The following is a 16,688-nucleotide window of genomic DNA, read 5'->3' on the forward strand; positions in this document are numbered from 1 at the left end:
TGGTTATTAGAGAAGTAAAATTAACTTTTTTTAGTTACAAAAGGTGAAGATAATTCTCCACCTTTTGAATTGATCACAGAAACCCTTAGAAGGCAGTTTTAAAGCCTTCCATCTTTTGATCAACCTGGGTATCGACCATAAATGAAAGTTTCGTTTTTTCCCATGCCATAGTGACTTTTGCCACTTTGTTGTTCTCCGCAGAGATGCTATAGGTTAGTCGTTCCTGTACGTCGTTGCCAGTCGTTGGAGTAGCCTTCACCGAAACGATATCGTCGTTTGACAGGGCAGTTTCGTCCACTTTTCCATCTTTGGTATATGCATACACTGCATTTCCCTTGCTGTTTATGTGAATCGTCCACTCTCCGGAAGCTTGAGGGGTAATGAAAAGCGTATATTTGCCGGCGGGGATATTCTTATCACCAATGCGCACGGGAGTGCTGAATTCAATGGTTGTCGGTGCATTGGCTCCCGCTCTCCAGGTCACTCCAAACTTTTCCAACTCTCCAAAGACTTTCCTGCCTTTCACTGCAGGTGAAGAATAATCCATACTGATTTTGGTAAAACCCACCACTTGGGAAACATGGGCAGCCGGGCTGGGGGCAGGTGAAAACATTTGGGCTTGACTTTGCCCTGTGGCGAACAAAAACACGAGTGCTGTAAGGCTCAATAAATAAATGCTGACTTTTTTCATAACTGGTATCTTATTTTTGGTTTAATTTAAGTAAAACTACTACAATCGGTGAATTATATATCGTATTTGTCGTGAATTGAACCGCAATTTTTATGAATGGGATCAGGCCTTATTAAACACCAACTGGTAGATCTCTAGTTTTTAGAATTTCCCGACACACCTGATAGCGTACCCACTTCCTTTATTTAAGGGGTATTGGCCCCCATGTCCTTTGAAATTCTGTCCCCATTCAAAACCAATGTTGTATTCGGAAGAACTCCAATATATGTCGCCTTTTAGACTCAGTTTCCGGCTAAATGCACCCGAATTATATCCTTTCCGTCTTTGATGGTCCATGCCGGAATTCGTATTTCCAACCGCTTGAGACCTGGCATTTGCCGGTCCAGCTCCAGCGGGGCAGGATCTAGGGATACGACAGACATCAGCAAATGGGGATGGGAAACATTTTCTAGAATCACCTCCTTTCCGTCCTGTCTCAAGATCGCCCCGCCTGGTGTGATCTCTACTGCCGCCTGTGTGAGAAGTTGCCAGGTGATTGATTTGGTGTTTTCATTGATTTCCAAGTGGTCTTCAACTACTATGGAGTTGTCATCGGGCTTTATAAATTTGCGATGGGCTTTTTTGATGTTTTCACCAAAAACCGGGGTGAGATCAAAAGTAGCCTGTGATTTTCCATCAGGCTGAAAGTCTGCTAAAGCTGCAAACCCATCGTTTACGTGCAAGGCGTCGTTGACAGTCAAGGTACTGTGGCCATAATTGTTTTTGGTTAAAAGTGTCCATCTTTCGCACTCCTGGCAGTTGCCCCACAGGTTGAATCCGGTAATTTCGAGCTCATTATAAGGTTGATTTCCGGGATCGATAACCCAACGGACTCCATTCAGTTCCCAAATGAAGGATCCGGCATCCATATTTCCATGGCTGATGGTAGCCCTTCCTCCCTTACCTCCGAAATAAAAGGCTTCAGGACCCTCAAATTCACCTCTCATGATAACGATGGGATTGGAACCGTCCCCTTTCCAAGCTAAGGGTAGGCTTGCCTCCTGCGTAGGTTCAAACTGGGCTAACCAAACCAGCCCCGCACCCCCAATTCGGTTCAGCTTCCCCATTTGGGCAGCCGGCTGCATGAATTTTTCTTTCTCCACATATAGAGGGTTGCCTGTCTTGGTGCCAAACCAAGCCAAGGTAATGTCTCCGGCTGTTCCGTGTTTGTCTCCACAGTCAGCATAGTTATAATACCATCCGGAAGGGGCAACACTTAAATACCTGAAATCTGCACTAGCCTTAAAAGCTGGATATTCGGCAATTCCAAAATCAGTTCCGAAGGCGGACTCCAACATAGCAGACGTCAACACCGAAAAGCTTGTTCCATATCCCCAGTAAGTAGATCCTTCCGGATAAACGCCATCCGGCCCATATTCCTCCAACGCATAGGGCATACCGTCCAGTGATCTACTGATTGTCTTAGACGCCAGCTCCGGATCAATATCCGCAATCATGATGGCTGCGGCAATCATGCCCCCATTACATACCTGGTTCCAGTTGTTTGTTCCGTTCACCCATCCCCGGTTTCCTTCCCAGCTTGGGTTTATACCTTTTTCAATAAGGGCCTTTTTGGCTAAGGTTACAGTTGATTTTGGCAAATCTTTACCTACCCAATCAATGGCGAGGGCTACAGCAGTTGCCATTTCTGCCACATCCAGATAGTGTGAGGGGTTCCAATCGGTGAAATTGGACACGGCGATTACTTCCTCGTTGATTTTGTCAAGCAGCTTCTTATCCTTTTCCAAGCGATAGGTCATTCCAAGTACGTTTACCCGATACAGCATCTCCCGAGAGGTGCTGAGGAGCCTTCTTCCGATCATATCCCGCTCCAAAACAGGCTCATCCAACACTTGGTAGGCGTTTAATTTAACGCCCTCATAGTAATTGGCTACCATGGGATCCTTCTTTATCTGGCTTTTTACTTTCCTTTCCAAGGCAGGAGTCAACACCAGTTTCGGACTGGACTTCCTTAGATTTTGTCGAAGATAGGAAACCGAAATGGGGTTATCCAGTTTGTGCGGGTCGTTTATAACACTGCTTTGGATAGCTTTATCCTCCAAATTCTCAGAGGATTTCATGGGTTCTGATGAAATTTTCTCACCGGTATAGGCACTTAGGCCAATGATCAGAAAGAATAAAAGGATGGATGTGGGTTTATTGAAGTTTTTCATTTGGTGGGTATTTTTTTGCTTTCAGAAATGAGGCATGATATTATCGATTAAATAATCTATTGACGGTCCGCAAGAATTGGAATTGATGATTGGGTTAATAAACTAACATGGGTTTCATTAATGTGGGGAATGTCCACGCAAAATGATGAACGGGGTAACTTACAGGATGTGCGGGTTTAGCATACTCGCCATACTCCGGATCTTCATATATCCCCTCCATGGCCTCAAATAAGTTCCCCGGCCAACTTTCAGGTGAACCGGGACGCTGATTTTCATGCCAAGGCCAGGCTTCCGGATCTTTTACAAATTGGAGCAAGTAGTCCAGTCCTAACTTGATCGACCGGTCATCTTCCTTCCAGTGCAACAAGTCGGTTCCCTCAGCTTGCAGGATTACCCAACAGGCGGCCGTGATGGGTGCCAGCGAGAAATAGGTATACCACAATCCCCTGTCCTGTCTGCGAACTTCTTCCGGCATATGGCCGTCTGCTGCTATTTTCTCAAAAAGGTCTGATTTGATCAAGCGGATATTTTCGGCCATTTCCTCCGCATCCTCCAAATAAACCGCACTCAGTACAGATCCATACCTTCCCCAATCCGCCCAATTATTTTTTCTGTTTCGTATTTCATTGCTTGCTTTGCGATAGACTGTGGTAACCCAATTTTCAAATCTTTTTTGCTGGCGGTCCTTCCATATTTTCTGATTTTTCATCAGATCGGCTGCTATCAACAAGCCGGGTCCTGAATAAGCCATTACCAAAGGTCCGTCCGCCTCACTATATCCTATGTTTTTATCCGCCCAGGCATTCAAAAAATAAATGGCCCTTTTACCGTATTTCTTCTTCCCGCTTAGCCTATAGGCAAGTGCACACGAATAGGCCTGAAATGAATCTGATTGTAAACTTCGGGAATTGTTCCGGTGTCCGTCTGGATCTACATAAAACCCGGGTACAGCAAAATCTGTCAGTGCATGGTGATTTTGCGTCAAAGCCGTATCGGCATAGGCCAACAACTGCAAATATGCTTGATAATATGGTTCCTTTTTAAGCTCAACTTGCGTCTTGACAAATAGAATTTGATCTTCCGGATGCATTCCATTACTTGCAACCGTGCTTGTGTTCAAGCACACTAAGAAAAGCAATCCAAGGATTAAACTAAAAGATATTTTGGGTTTCATAAATGATTAAACTCTCAATTATAAAAATAGAAAATTTCGCTGTAAAAGGTAAAGGATATTCTCCAAAAACGCATCATTGCAAATCAAATATTCCACCAACGGAAATATCAAAAAAATTCCCCCGAAACATATTGCATCGGGGGAATTAAATTTTTGAACTATTAATTTATCTACTTAATAACTAAGCATCCTATTAATTCCAGCCCGGATTTTGTCCTAATGCAGGGTTTTGTGCCAAATCATTCAAAGGTATTGGCCACAAATAATCCTTGCTTTCATCAAAAACAGGATTGTCCCAATCGGTATCCTTGTAAACGTCGATATATGTCTTACCGTTGTCAGGATCCACGCTGGTTTTAATAATCGCGTTTTCAAACCTATCTTGGTGAGCAGCATTCCATTGGATGCCCATATCCTTTTTCAGCAATTTCTTTCCCTGCTTCCACCTTCTCAAATCATCATAGCGAAATCCTTCTCCAAATAGTTCTATTCTTCTTTCTCTGCGAATTTCTACGAGTAAAGAGGAAATACCATCATCCGCATATCTTGGGTCCATCGGAGGATTAAGTCCCATAGCAGGCATGGCTACCCGCTCCCGAAGCAGGTTAATACTCATGTCCAAGTCAGCTTGCGTGATCTCTCCCAATTCTGCTTTAGCCTCAGCATAGTTCAATAAGACCTCAGCGTATCTCATAATAAGAGCTGGGAACTCACCGGTATTAAAAGCCTTGCCTATCTGGTCATCCGCATTATAGTGCTTTATAACATGGTATCCAGTAGAAGAAGTTCTTCCGCCTGGCATACCTGCAATTCTAGGATAATCAAGTCCGTCGGCATTGTGGTATTTATAAAAGGCGGCATCATCCGGATGAAGAACGGTTTGTCTCAATCGTGGATCCCTATTCACGAAAATATTTTCGAAAACATCATCCCCCTGATAAGAATTGGATAAAGTTATGGGCAAACCGTCGGTACACAAAAAATCCTCCACTACGTTCCGTGTAGCACCACCCGTATAGCTATAATAACTTTGAACATGATTATTCAAAATTCCCAACCGATACCTTCTCCAAATTATAACTTCTGGGTTACCGGTAAGATCAGCGAGACCTCTATGAAAAGAATTATAATCAAGTGAGGGGTTTCCGGTAGAATATATGGAATGTGGTCCATTGTCCATAATATCCTTTGCAGCATTTGCGGCTTCTGTCAACCACATGTCTGCATCAGGCAAACCATGATATTTCCTCCAAGTACCTTCAAACAAGCAGACTCGGGATTTGATCGCTAAGGCAGCCCATCGGTTTAACCTTCCCGGATTATTGCCATCCCCCCAGTCGTTGGGAATACTGGCTACTGCAAAATTCAAATCTTCCAACACTTTATTCATCACCTCTACCCGGGGTGTCCTCGATGCGAATAATTCATCTGAATCGATATTCAATTCCCGATCCACATAAGGTGCATCCCCAAACATTTTTACCATGTGATGGTAAAACCATCCACGGAATAATCTGGCTTCGCCTATATATCGGTTTCTAATGTTCTCAGGAATATTTGCTTTTCCGTAATTTTCCAAACCAACATTAATCGCCCGGACAAAATTCCAACCCCTAAAGCCATACCACTGATCATTAATTCCAGACGATTGTGTCGGGACTATATGCTTACCTGCACGAACCTGCTGATAAGGCCTATGCCGCTCGTGATCGGGAGCCAAATTATCCGCAAATCCATCTACATGTAAATAACTGACCATTAAGCTATTAAATCCATTATCATGACCAAGCATAATTGGTATATCCGTATCATTGGAAACCATATGGTAAAAAAAGTTATTATACGTGGCCAAATCGTTAGCGGTATTCCAAAATGTATCATTACTGACTTCATCCAACGGAAACCTTTCTAGAAAATCATCATTACAGGCTCCCAGCATAAAAACTGTTACTAGAAGAACCTCAAACTTATATATGTATTTTTTCATTATTGCGTTCATTTAATATTAGAAAGTTACCCGTACGCCCAAAGTATAGATTCGCTGCATCGGATACTCAATAGCACCCGAATAGATAGTTTCCGGATCCAGCGGCTTTCTGATGGGTGAATATTCCCATAAATTCATACCAGCAAAATAAACATTTGCATTTTGGAAGCCAATCGAATTGACCAAATTATACGGCAAGTCATATCCCAGAGAAACGTTTTTTAGACGGACATACCCTGCATTCTGTAAAAATCGAGTTTGAGGACGGATATTCTTCTTATCATTGGTAGCAATGTGCGGGTGGGCAAAATAGGCATCCCGATTTTCCTCTGACCAAGAATCGGTAATATAATACCGCTCTACGTGACCCGCATTGTATGGAAAGAACCAATTCCAGTTTCCATCTGAGGGCCAGTGGTCTCTTCTCCAAATACCCTGGAAGAAGGCATTTAAGGTGAAGTTTTTCCAAGCCACGTTATTGTTTACCCCAAAGCTTAACCGAGGAGTATTGTTTCCGATTACTCTTCTATCCCCTGGATTTGCCAATGTGTTGTTTCCTGGAGTTATCCTTCCGTCACCATCCAAATCGGCATACTGAATATCTCCGGCTCTCCAATTGGCTCCCAATGCATTCTGATTAGGTGCATTTGCCACTTCATCCGCGGTTTGAAATATACCTACAGTCTCATAACCCCAGATCTCTCCCAGCTTTTGACCTACGTAGTACTGCGCATTCCCACCGGAAGCGGTAATGCCGGAAGGAATGGCGCCATTCGGATTTTCAAATTTGGTAATTTCAGCAGTCCAGTCTGAAAGTGCCAAGGTAACATCATACCTCAAATCACTTTTCAATCGGTCCTTCCATGTCACGGCCATTTCCCAGCCTGTAGTTCTGGAATCCGCAGCGTTAGCCTGTGGTGCTGCTGTTCCCAAAATAGAAGGATAAGTAGATCTCATCAACATGTTTTTTGTGTCGCGTTGAAACACATCTACGGAAGCATCCAGTTTACCCCCTAACATCGTAAAATCCAATCCGATATTTCTGGATACAACAGTTTCCCACGTTAGGGTGGGGCTGACCAATCCAGCCGGAGAAACAAATGGAGTTCTATTTGCTCCATTCATCATAAAGCTCGACTGGCCTATGCCCATGGTTGGAATATAGGGAAACCATATTGGATTATTATTATTGTCAACTAACAATTGATTTCCCAACTCACCATACGATGCCCTTAATTTCAATTCGTCCAACCAACTGCTAGTTCCTGCCATAAAGCCTTCGTTAGATATTCTCCATCCTGCAGACACAGAGGGGAAAAATCCAAATCGGCTGTCCTTCGGGAAACGCGAGGTGCCGTCATACCGGGCATTGGTTTCGATCAGATATCTATCATCATAAATATAGTTTACACGATAAAAGGCTCCTCTCAATGCATTGTGGTCTTGGGATCCAAAAGTCTGTTGCAAACCAATTGTTGCGTTTAGATCCTGAATCAAGGGAGTAATCAGCGTATTATTTTGAGCTCTGATATACTTATTTTGGCCCCATTCCTGGTTAAAACCAATCATCGTAGAAAGATTGTGTTTTTCCGGCAGGCTGAATTCATAATCAGCAAAGGCATTGATTACATAATATTGGTTAAATCGACTTCTTTCATCAATAAAATCATTTCCACTAAATCCATTAGAAATCATACCAGCTGGATTTGTGAGATTTGCTTCTACAATTTCAATTTTACTGGCTACGTTTTGTTCGGACCTGTTTTCAAAATTATAGGAAAAATTACCCTGAATTTTCAATCCTTTGGCAGGGGTCAGAATGGCACCCTGTGTCATCCAGATGTCATTGTTTGTCCAAGTAGACCGGCCCCCGTCTTTAAGATAGGGCCAGAAGTTTGTGCCGCCAAAATAGGTCCCAATAAATGGCTCATAAATCTCCCTGTCACCTGGTTCTAGATAATGAGGAAGATCAGGAAACTGAATGGGCTGTATTGGGTTCACCCTAGCCAACGAGTTGATATTTACATCCCAGTTGTAAAAAAATGGCTTATCACTGCGTTGCGTGTTGATAACCAATTTCTCTTCCAGGGTCAACCATTTGGTTACCTTAAATTCCGCCTTCATCAAGACATTATACCGCTTGAAGTTCTCATTATTGGTGGACAAGTATCCGTCCTTATTTAGGTGCCCAAAGGAAACAAAATAATTGGAGTTATCAGATCCACCCGAAATACTTAAATCATGCTGTTGCGTGGGTGCGAAATCCGTCATGATTTCATTTTGGTAATTATTGAAGCCATAGAATCGCAAAGACCCGTTTACCACGCCCCATTCGTTTTCGGGGATGGGATTTTCGGACCATCTGCGTGTGCCCTCAACCATGTCCGGGTCAAACGCAGGTCTTCCATTCGTTCTTTCATTTGCAATATTTCGGGCGTTGACAAATTCATGGGGATCATTGATGGGATCCATATTGAAAATGGGCTTTGCCAAGGAAAACTGACTGTTTAATGACACGGACACTTTGCCGGCCTTTCCACTTTTCGTGGTTACCAAAATTACCCCAAATGCCGCACGGGCACCATACACAGCCGCGGCAGCGGCGTCTTTCAACACTGAAACACTTTCAATGTCATTCGGGTTAATCCGATTGATATCCATAGGAACGTTATCAACCAAAACGAGCGGTGAACCTCCATTGATAGACTGGAATCCCCTCACATTAAACGCAGGACTTGCGGACGGGTCACCATTTCGTGGTGCGATGTTCAGGTTAGGAATAACTCCCTGAAGACCCTCACCCACGTTGGCAATAGGCCTGTTTTGCAGACGTTCAGAAGTAGCTACCCCTACCGCACCGGTAAGGTTTACTTTCTGCTGCGTACCATAACCTACCACTACTACTTCCTGTAAGGAAGAAACACTTTCCACCAAGGTGATGTCCAGCACTTGCTGATTGCCCAAGGTGATGGTTTGGCTGTCAAAGCCGATAAAGGAAAAAACTAGATTGGCACCTTCAGGAACTGTAATGGAATATCTTCCATCCATATCCGTAGCAGTTCCAAGGTTTGTGCCGGGTACGGAAACGGTAGCTCCGGGAATGGGTTGACCATTTTCATCTCTTACTACTCCAGTGACGGTAACGTCAAAATCCCTCACTTTAAGGGTCTCACTGACTTTCTTTTCGCTGGCCATTAAAGACCTATTTGCATTGATTTTCCCCAGATTATCATCCAGAGACAGGTTTTTTTGGGCAAAAACTTCGGGAGTCCCGAAGAATACGCCAACCAGCATACATGCCGAGACAGTTCTCGAAATGAAATGGTTAAGTAAACTTGTTTTCATAAAGGGTTTTTTTGATTAATTGAACAGTTATTGATTTTTAGCCCGTTGGGTAAATTGTACTATTGGATGATTTATTATAATCATAGGCAATTTTTTTGGTAAGTATGATTTTGATTTATAAATTAATCAGTGCGGATATCATATAAATACGCTAAAGCAAATAATATTTGCATTATCAGATATCTACTAAAATTTTAAAAGGTTTAGGTGATTGTACTTTCTAAGTAATTTCGATGGAAATATAAATAAAAATATTAGAAAAAAAATGATTTTATTCATTTTCATTCCCTTTAAACAAAAATAAAACCGCTCACAATCATGTGAGCGGTTTTAGATAATAATTCAAATATTGACAGAAAAATACCAGTAGATTCTAAAACCCAGCGTTTTGTGTCAATTCTGCATTGACATCCATCTCCCTTAAAGGAATTGGAAACCTTAACTGCCTCTCTTCAAAAGTTGCATTAAATACATTTCGATGACCTACAAAATTATCATATGCCTTAGTAATGTCATTTCTAACTTTACGTGTACGTAACATATCGAACCATAGTTTGCCTTCATAGCAGAGTTCAAAATACCGCTGATTCCAAACTTCCTCCTCGAAAGCATCAATACTCATAGCGCTGATTGGAGCCAATTCGGCCCGCTCCCGGATATCATTCACACTTTGAATCGCCAAGGCATTTGGTCCTCCCTCTGCACGGTTGGAAGCTTCCGCATACATCAACATAACATCCGCAAGTCTGTAAATTGTGAAGTTCAACTCGGATCGTGCGTCCGAATCAATGGCCGTCTTGTCCCACCATTTATAGAGATAATCGCCTCCCAATTGTACCCCATTATATTCGGATATAAAGAACTGCTTTTCCTGCGCCCGTTTGTCCCCTGCATCAAAGCTCTCCACAAATTCAAATCTGGGGACCAGCCCACCAAACTCGTTGGAATAAGCAGAGATACCGGCAAAAGTGGGTAAGGCTACCGCAGTAAGCGGGTTATTCCGGTTGATCTTGTCGAACTGCACTTGGAAAATAAATTCTCCACTGTTCTTGTTTGCGGGAAGGATCATATCCGTATACTCGTCAAAAAGGTCAAAGGTACTGCCTCTAAGGTCTACGATTTCCTTGGACCTCTTGGCGGATTCTACATAAGCTGTCTGACCTGCATTTACCGGGTGACCCGCATAGGTCAAATAGACATCTGCAAGTAGTGATTTGATAAACCCTTTGGACACCTCTCCGTTTGGTCTCCTCCAAGCGAGGTTGGATGTTTCCGCTGCCAGAAGATCTGGGATGATAAGATCATCATAGATTTCCTTTACCGGCGATCTTGGAGTATTGACCCCTGCCAAGGTCTTGACTGGTTCACTGATTTTGGGTACATCCCCATACATCCTAACCAAATAAAAGTAATAGAAGGCCCGCATCGCCCGCGCTTCAGCCAAATAATCAGCAAGTTGTTGCTGGCTTACCGCAGTATAGCGTGGAAGTTGCTCCAATGCCACATTACATCTTAATATGCCTTGGTATAGTTGGCTCCAATAGGTATCGATATAAAATGACTGTGAGTCATAGGTCAATTGGTTGAATCTGAAACCTTCTGTCTGGGCGACACCATCTGCTTTTCCGGTCATAAATTCCAATAATGACAGAGTGGTACCTCCCCATCCTCCGGATCCGGTGACGACTACGTTAACATTGGCGTAAATACTGGTCACCAAAGCTCTTGCAGCCTCGGGGCTGGACAGCTCTGATTGAGTAGTCAATGTCGCGGGATCTTCATCCAAAAACCCCTCACAGGAAATCAATCCCGTAGCAAACAGGAATAGTACGATATATATAATATGCTTTTTCATAAAATTTCTTACGTTATGGGTTTAAAAGGCAAGGTTAATTCCGGCGCTGAAGGTTCTTGGTCTTGCAAACGGAAAGAAATCCAATCCTTGAGGCAGTTGGCCAGCTCCTTCAAATGTATTTACCTCTGGATCATACCCAGTATAAGGAGAGAACACCAACAAGTTTTGACCACTGAAGAATAATCTTGCTCTTGCCACTTTGTATTTGCTTAGGATTGGTGCTGGCAAGTTGTATCCCAACATCAGGTTTTGCAAACGGACAAAAGAACCGTCTTCCACCCAATGTGTATCCATGTTGGTCAGATAGGGTGTGCCCCATGCCCGTACCTCAGCTATCATTGAATTTTGATTTTGTGGTGTCCAGGCATCTAAAACAGTTGCATAACTGTTGGCTAGTGTTTGTCGGTCTTCCACGGAGTGCTTTGTAGCGTTGATTACATCCTGCCCATATACAACCCGAAACTCGAATGAAAAGTCAAAATTCTTATAGGTAAAGGTGTTGGTAATGTTTCCAACCCACTTGGGATACATCCTCCCAATGATTTTGGAATCATTTGCATTGATTACCCCGTTGTTGTCCAAGTCTTCCCAACGGATATCACCGGGGCGCAAGTTAAACTGTGCTGCTTCATCCGCCTGATCCAAATTCCAAGTGCCGGTTCTTACTCTTCCCCAAATGGAACCAATAGGTTCTCCAACCCGTAGGATGTTGGTTTGACCCAAAAACCAGGGACCCGGAAAAATATCGCCATCATTTGCTCCTAACTGCAAGATCTTATTTCTGTTGGAAGACCAGTTCAGGTCGGTATTCCAAGTGAAATCTCCCTTTTCAATGTTGACTGAATTCAAGGTCAATTCAACCCCCATATTTTCTACCGATCCAATATTTTGCAGTACCGATCCGAATCCAGTCGACCAAGGAAGTGGCGCAGCAAGAAGAAGATTTTTAGTTCGTTTATAATACAAATCGGCTTCCAGCATCAGTCTGCTGTTGAAAAAGCCCATTTCTACCCCAAAATCAACTTGGTCCGTGGATTCCCATTTTAGATCAGGGTTTCCGAATGAAGTCTGGGATACGCCGATTTCATTGCCTGCCGCTTTGAGGACGTTAAACGTTCCCAAAAATTGGAGCGAATTGAAATTACCAATTTCCTGATTTCCAGTAGATCCGGCACTTGCTCTGATTTTGAGGTTATTGATGGCGTCTACACCTTGCATAAAGCCTTCCTCAGATGCCCTCCAAGCAATACCCACAGAGGGGAAAAAAGCAAATTTGTTGTTTCCACCGAATCTGGACGATCCGTCATATCTGCCAGTAACTGTCAATAAATATTTGTCATCTAGGCTGTAGTTCCAACGGGTAAAATAGGAGTTCAGTGCATAAGCTCCCACATTGCCGTTGATTCCCGATATCGGGATTATATTTCCGGCACGAATATTTCTCCACTCAAAGAAATCATCGATAAAGCCTTCACTTCTTACACTAAGATTTTCGAAACTATCCTTTAACCAGCTGAATCCGAGCATCCCGGTAATACGGTGCCTTTCGCCAATGGATTTGTTCCAATTTACAAAGTTTTCATTTTGCCAGTAAATCCGCTGATTGGTAGATACGGTAGCAATACCTCTCTGGTCGGCAGAAAGCAACCGAAGGGTTCTGGAAGAGTAAAAGTTGTTTTTCTGGCTGTCGAAGATGGAACTAAAGGTAGACCTAAATTCCAAGTCTTTGGTGATTTTAAAATTCATATAAAAATCAGCATACATCTGGTTTAGATTTACATCCGTATACCTATTCTGCGCGATTCTGACCGGGTTTTCAGCACCTTCCGTTCCCGGCCAGTCCGCATTTGCACCCCACCTTCCGTCGGGATACTGCACAGGTAAAAACGGCAACGCTTCCGCAACCATCCGAGCCACATTCAATGCACCGTTCGCATCATCCACTACTCTTCTACTGCTTCGGGTACCTAATATGCTTCCTCCTACCGTTAACCAAGGTTTGATTTCTGAATCCAATGCAATCTTACCAGTAAATCGCTCAAATCCGGAATTCATCATGATTCCGTCTTCATTGGTGTAACCTAGAGATACATTGTATGAAGTAGTATTGCTTCCGCCGCGGAAAGCCAAGTTATGGTTTTGCGCCCAGGCTGTTCCATATACTTCATCTTCCCAGTCAGTATCATATATGGGCCTTCCGTTGGAATCAAAAAGGTCCGGATAATCTGCCGGGTTGGCCCGTACGTACCTGCCCTGGGCAAATCCTGAGGGGTCGTACTTTTCAGCATTGTCATAAGCGGTGTTATAAACGTCCATAAATTGCTGGGCGTTTAAGCGGGGAACTGTAGATGCCCTGTTCGAAACAGAAACAAAATTATCATAAAGTACCTGATTCATATTCTTTTCACCACGTTTGGTAGTGACCAGAATCACCCCATTGGCACCACGTGCGCCATAAATGGCGGCAGAAGAAGCATCTTTCAACACCTCTACTGACTCGATATCCGAGGGGTTGATCATATTCAGATCAGCTCCGATGATTCCATCGATCACAAATAATGGATTTACACCGGAATTAATAGAGTTTACTCCCCTAATTCTTATCCGGGAAGACGCACCGGGTGAATTCTGGTTGTTTAGTACTTCCACTCCGGCAATCCGGCCCTGCAAGGCTTTTACAGCGTTTGGTTGGGAACGGTCGATTAATTTATCACCTCTTACCGATCCCACAGATCCTGTTAAGTCCGATTTTCTGATAGTACCATACCCAATAACAACCACCTCATCCAAGGAGGTAGCGTCTTCGCTCATGGTGACAGTGAGCACCGTCTGATCTCCAACCGACACGAGCTGGTTTTCATAGCCGATAAAGGAAAAAACAAGCGTTGCCCCATCAGGTACTGTGATGGTGAATTTTCCGTCCAAATCAGTAACCGTACCCGTAGTGGACCCCTGTACCAATATACTTACCCCAGGCAAAGGGTCGCCGTTTTGATCTACTACCGTTCCGGAAACGTCTTTACGGAAATAATCTTCAGCATGAATGGGTGCCGCAAAGTCCTCAGTCGTTCCAATTCTAACTGTCATTTCACTCCTGGTTATAGCCCTACCTTCCGGGCTAAATGCTGTTAGTGATACCAAAGCTATCGAACTGATGCCGAGAAGCTTTCTGCCCTTACATGAAAGGCGTAGTAACGTTTTTTTCATATTTAATTGGTTATTTGGTGAATAAATAATTATTGGTAATCATATTTTCTATCTATTTCTTAATGATTTATTGACTAAAACATTATTTAAATAAGGTAAAAAATCTTTTTAACGAATTAAACCTCAATTTACAATCCATATTTAACTTCGAATTTGTTTTTGTTACTTTATCAACCAATATGTAGGGACTATTGAAATAATTAGTTGATAAAATTTTTTAATATTACTGAAATTTAAATGAAAATTTTTAAATTTTAAAATCAATCAGCCGGAATTCAAATATTTTTTTATAAAGAAGTCAGAAATTAGGATGATTGGAAAAAGGAATAAAATAAAAAACGCTTTATATTTCAACCAATAGATCTTTAATGTAACTGATTTACAGTAAAGTATGTAATTCCTGAAATTAACATTGTTTTTCTAAGATTAGCCAATGCCTTATAGATCAATCGCCTAGCGGATGATATATATGAAAAATCAAAAATGTCGGCAATCTGTTCATAACTCAAGCCCTGATAATAGAAATAATAAATAGCCTCACGCTCCCTGTTATCGAGTGACTCCAAAGCCCTATTTAGATCGGCGAGCAGATCTACCTCCATTTGCTGTTGGATAAATTTTGCTTCGGAGGAAAGTTCTACCGGAAACTGCTCCATGGTAAACCGGAGTTTTTTTTCAGTAGTTTTTGATTGCGTTTTAATTGTTTCAAGCATTCTCCGTTTGAAGGATTTTAGCAAGTAAAACCGAATGGAATCCGTGGCTCCAAAACCTGCCCGGTTTTTCCTCAAATAAATAAAAAAATCCTGCAAGCAGTCCTTCACAGCTTCTCTATCGCCACAAAACTGACACCCAAAGTGAAACAAGGGATTTGCATATGCTTTATAGATGCAAATAAACGCACTTTCATCTCCCTGTTTAAAGTGCTCCCACAAGTCCCTATCTGCCAATTTTGAATTTTCCTGGTTCGCATTCGGGAATTCTCCCGGTGAAAAAAGCGGATTAGGGCCATTTACATGGTTCGGATCTATCTTCATTATAGGTGGTATTTGGGTCGGATGATTCTACCATATTAGAAAAAAAGAAGTGGATTAAAAAGAAAATTCGGCAGAAATTGTATTATGCGATACTATTTTATTTTGTTTTTGTAAAAAATTATTTACCTTTTAAATGATTAATAATAAACCCACCATTAATGATACTCGTCCAAAACTACACGTTGGCCATTATCGCCTTTATCGTCTGCATGATTTGTTGGGGATCTTGGGCGAATACGCAAAAGATGGCAAGTAACTTCCGATTTGAACTTTACTATTGGGACCTCATCCTTGGCATCCTATTTACGGCATTTATTGCAGCAATTACGTTGGGTTCTTTAGGCGAAGAAGGTAGGACATTTTGGGAAGATCTGTCCCAGGCAACAAGGACCAGTATCCTAATGGCGATATTGGGAGGAATCGTTTGGAATTTGGGAAACTTACTCTTGGTAGCAGGCATTTCTCTAACGGGTCTCGCGGTAGCATTTCCCATAGGGGGAGGAATAGCTTGGGTACTAGGGATTGGATATAATTTTATATTGGAATATCAGGATAAAGGGACAACAGAGGGCTCCCCTTGGGTTTTAATGGTTGGTGTAATGTTTATAATCATCGCTATCTATTTTTCAGGAAAATCCTACAAAAAACTGGAGGGAGAGGGATCCAAAAGGTCTACGAAAGGAATTGTCGTTTCGGCAATAGCTGGAATATTGATTGCGTTTTTTTACGGCTTTGTCGTTCAATCCATGGACAATGAATACGTAGCTGGAGGTACTGGTTCGCTAACCCCTTTTACGGCTGTTTTTTTCTTTGCCATAGGCACCCTCATTTGTACATTGATTGCCAATCCAATATTTATGAAATATCCAGTAAGCGGAGCACCTGTGTCCATGAGCGGATATAAAGCTGCCAGTTGGAATGAACACGCCGCCGGATGGATTGGCGGGATAATATGGATGAGTGGAATGGTGTTGAGTTTTATGGCGGTGGGCGCAGGAAGTCCGGCTATTTCGTATGCACTTAGCAATGCAGCTCCGGTCGTGGCAGCTATTTGGGGGGTGTTTATATGGAAAGAATTTGCAGGTTCGGATAAAAAAACCAATCAGCTATTGGCAGGAATGTTCTCGTTCTACTTAATCGGGTTGGTTTTGATCGTTGTATCCAAACTGGTATAACAAAACC

The 16,688-nt window shown here is 42.6% G+C and carries 9 protein-coding genes; 1 reads left to right on the plus strand and 8 read right to left on the minus strand.

The features are described from left to right. Window positions 1-85 precede the first annotated feature (85 nt). The 8 genes from FQ608_RS04455 to FQ608_RS04490 form a co-directional block, all read right to left on the minus strand. Window positions 86-691, minus strand: a complete 606-nt coding sequence (locus tag FQ608_RS04455; RefSeq protein ID WP_158856588.1) for a DUF2911 domain-containing protein — start codon at window positions 689-691, stop codon at window positions 86-88. Window positions 692-972: 281 nt separating this feature from the next. Continuing rightward, window positions 973-2,904 (minus strand): heparinase II/III domain-containing protein, encoded by a 1,932-nt coding sequence (locus FQ608_RS04460; RefSeq protein WP_234364065.1) that lies wholly within the window; start codon window positions 2,902-2,904, stop codon window positions 973-975. Between the two features lie 94 nt (window positions 2,905-2,998). Then, window positions 2,999-4,078 (minus strand): alginate lyase family protein, encoded by a 1,080-nt coding sequence (locus FQ608_RS04465; protein WP_234364066.1) that lies wholly within the window; start codon window positions 4,076-4,078, stop codon window positions 2,999-3,001. A gap of 193 nt (window positions 4,079-4,271) precedes the next feature. Further along, complete coding sequence (locus tag FQ608_RS04470; RefSeq protein WP_158856589.1) at window positions 4,272-6,065, minus strand: RagB/SusD family nutrient uptake outer membrane protein; 1,794 nt, start codon at window positions 6,063-6,065, stop codon at window positions 4,272-4,274. A gap of 18 nt (window positions 6,066-6,083) precedes the next feature. Beyond that, window positions 6,084-9,410 carry a SusC/RagA family TonB-linked outer membrane protein gene (locus FQ608_RS04475; RefSeq protein ID WP_158856590.1) on the minus strand — a complete coding sequence of 1,109 codons (3,327 nt, stop codon included), beginning with the start codon at window positions 9,408-9,410 and terminating at the stop codon, window positions 6,084-6,086. 373 nt (window positions 9,411-9,783) lie between these two features. Beyond that, on the minus strand, window positions 9,784-11,265 hold the full coding sequence (locus FQ608_RS04480) for a RagB/SusD family nutrient uptake outer membrane protein (protein ID WP_158856591.1): 1,482 nt from the start codon (window positions 11,263-11,265) through the stop codon (window positions 9,784-9,786). Between the two features lie 21 nt (window positions 11,266-11,286). Further along, on the minus strand, window positions 11,287-14,472 hold the full coding sequence (locus tag FQ608_RS04485; RefSeq protein WP_234364067.1) for a SusC/RagA family TonB-linked outer membrane protein: 3,186 nt from the start codon (window positions 14,470-14,472) through the stop codon (window positions 11,287-11,289). Between the two features lie 365 nt (window positions 14,473-14,837). After that, window positions 14,838-15,506, minus strand: a complete 669-nt coding sequence (locus FQ608_RS04490) for an RNA polymerase sigma factor (protein WP_158856592.1) — start codon at window positions 15,504-15,506, stop codon at window positions 14,838-14,840. Between the two features lie 158 nt (window positions 15,507-15,664). On the opposite strand from FQ608_RS04490, the gene FQ608_RS04495 reads away from it, so the two are divergent. Then, complete coding sequence (locus FQ608_RS04495; RefSeq protein WP_158856593.1) at window positions 15,665-16,681, plus strand: GRP family sugar transporter; 1,017 nt, start codon at window positions 15,665-15,667, stop codon at window positions 16,679-16,681. Window positions 16,682-16,688: the final 7 nt, after the last annotated feature.

The organism is Lunatibacter salilacus, from assembly GCF_009797935.1.
GTDB lineage: Bacteria > Bacteroidota > Bacteroidia > Cytophagales > Cyclobacteriaceae > Lunatibacter > Lunatibacter salilacus.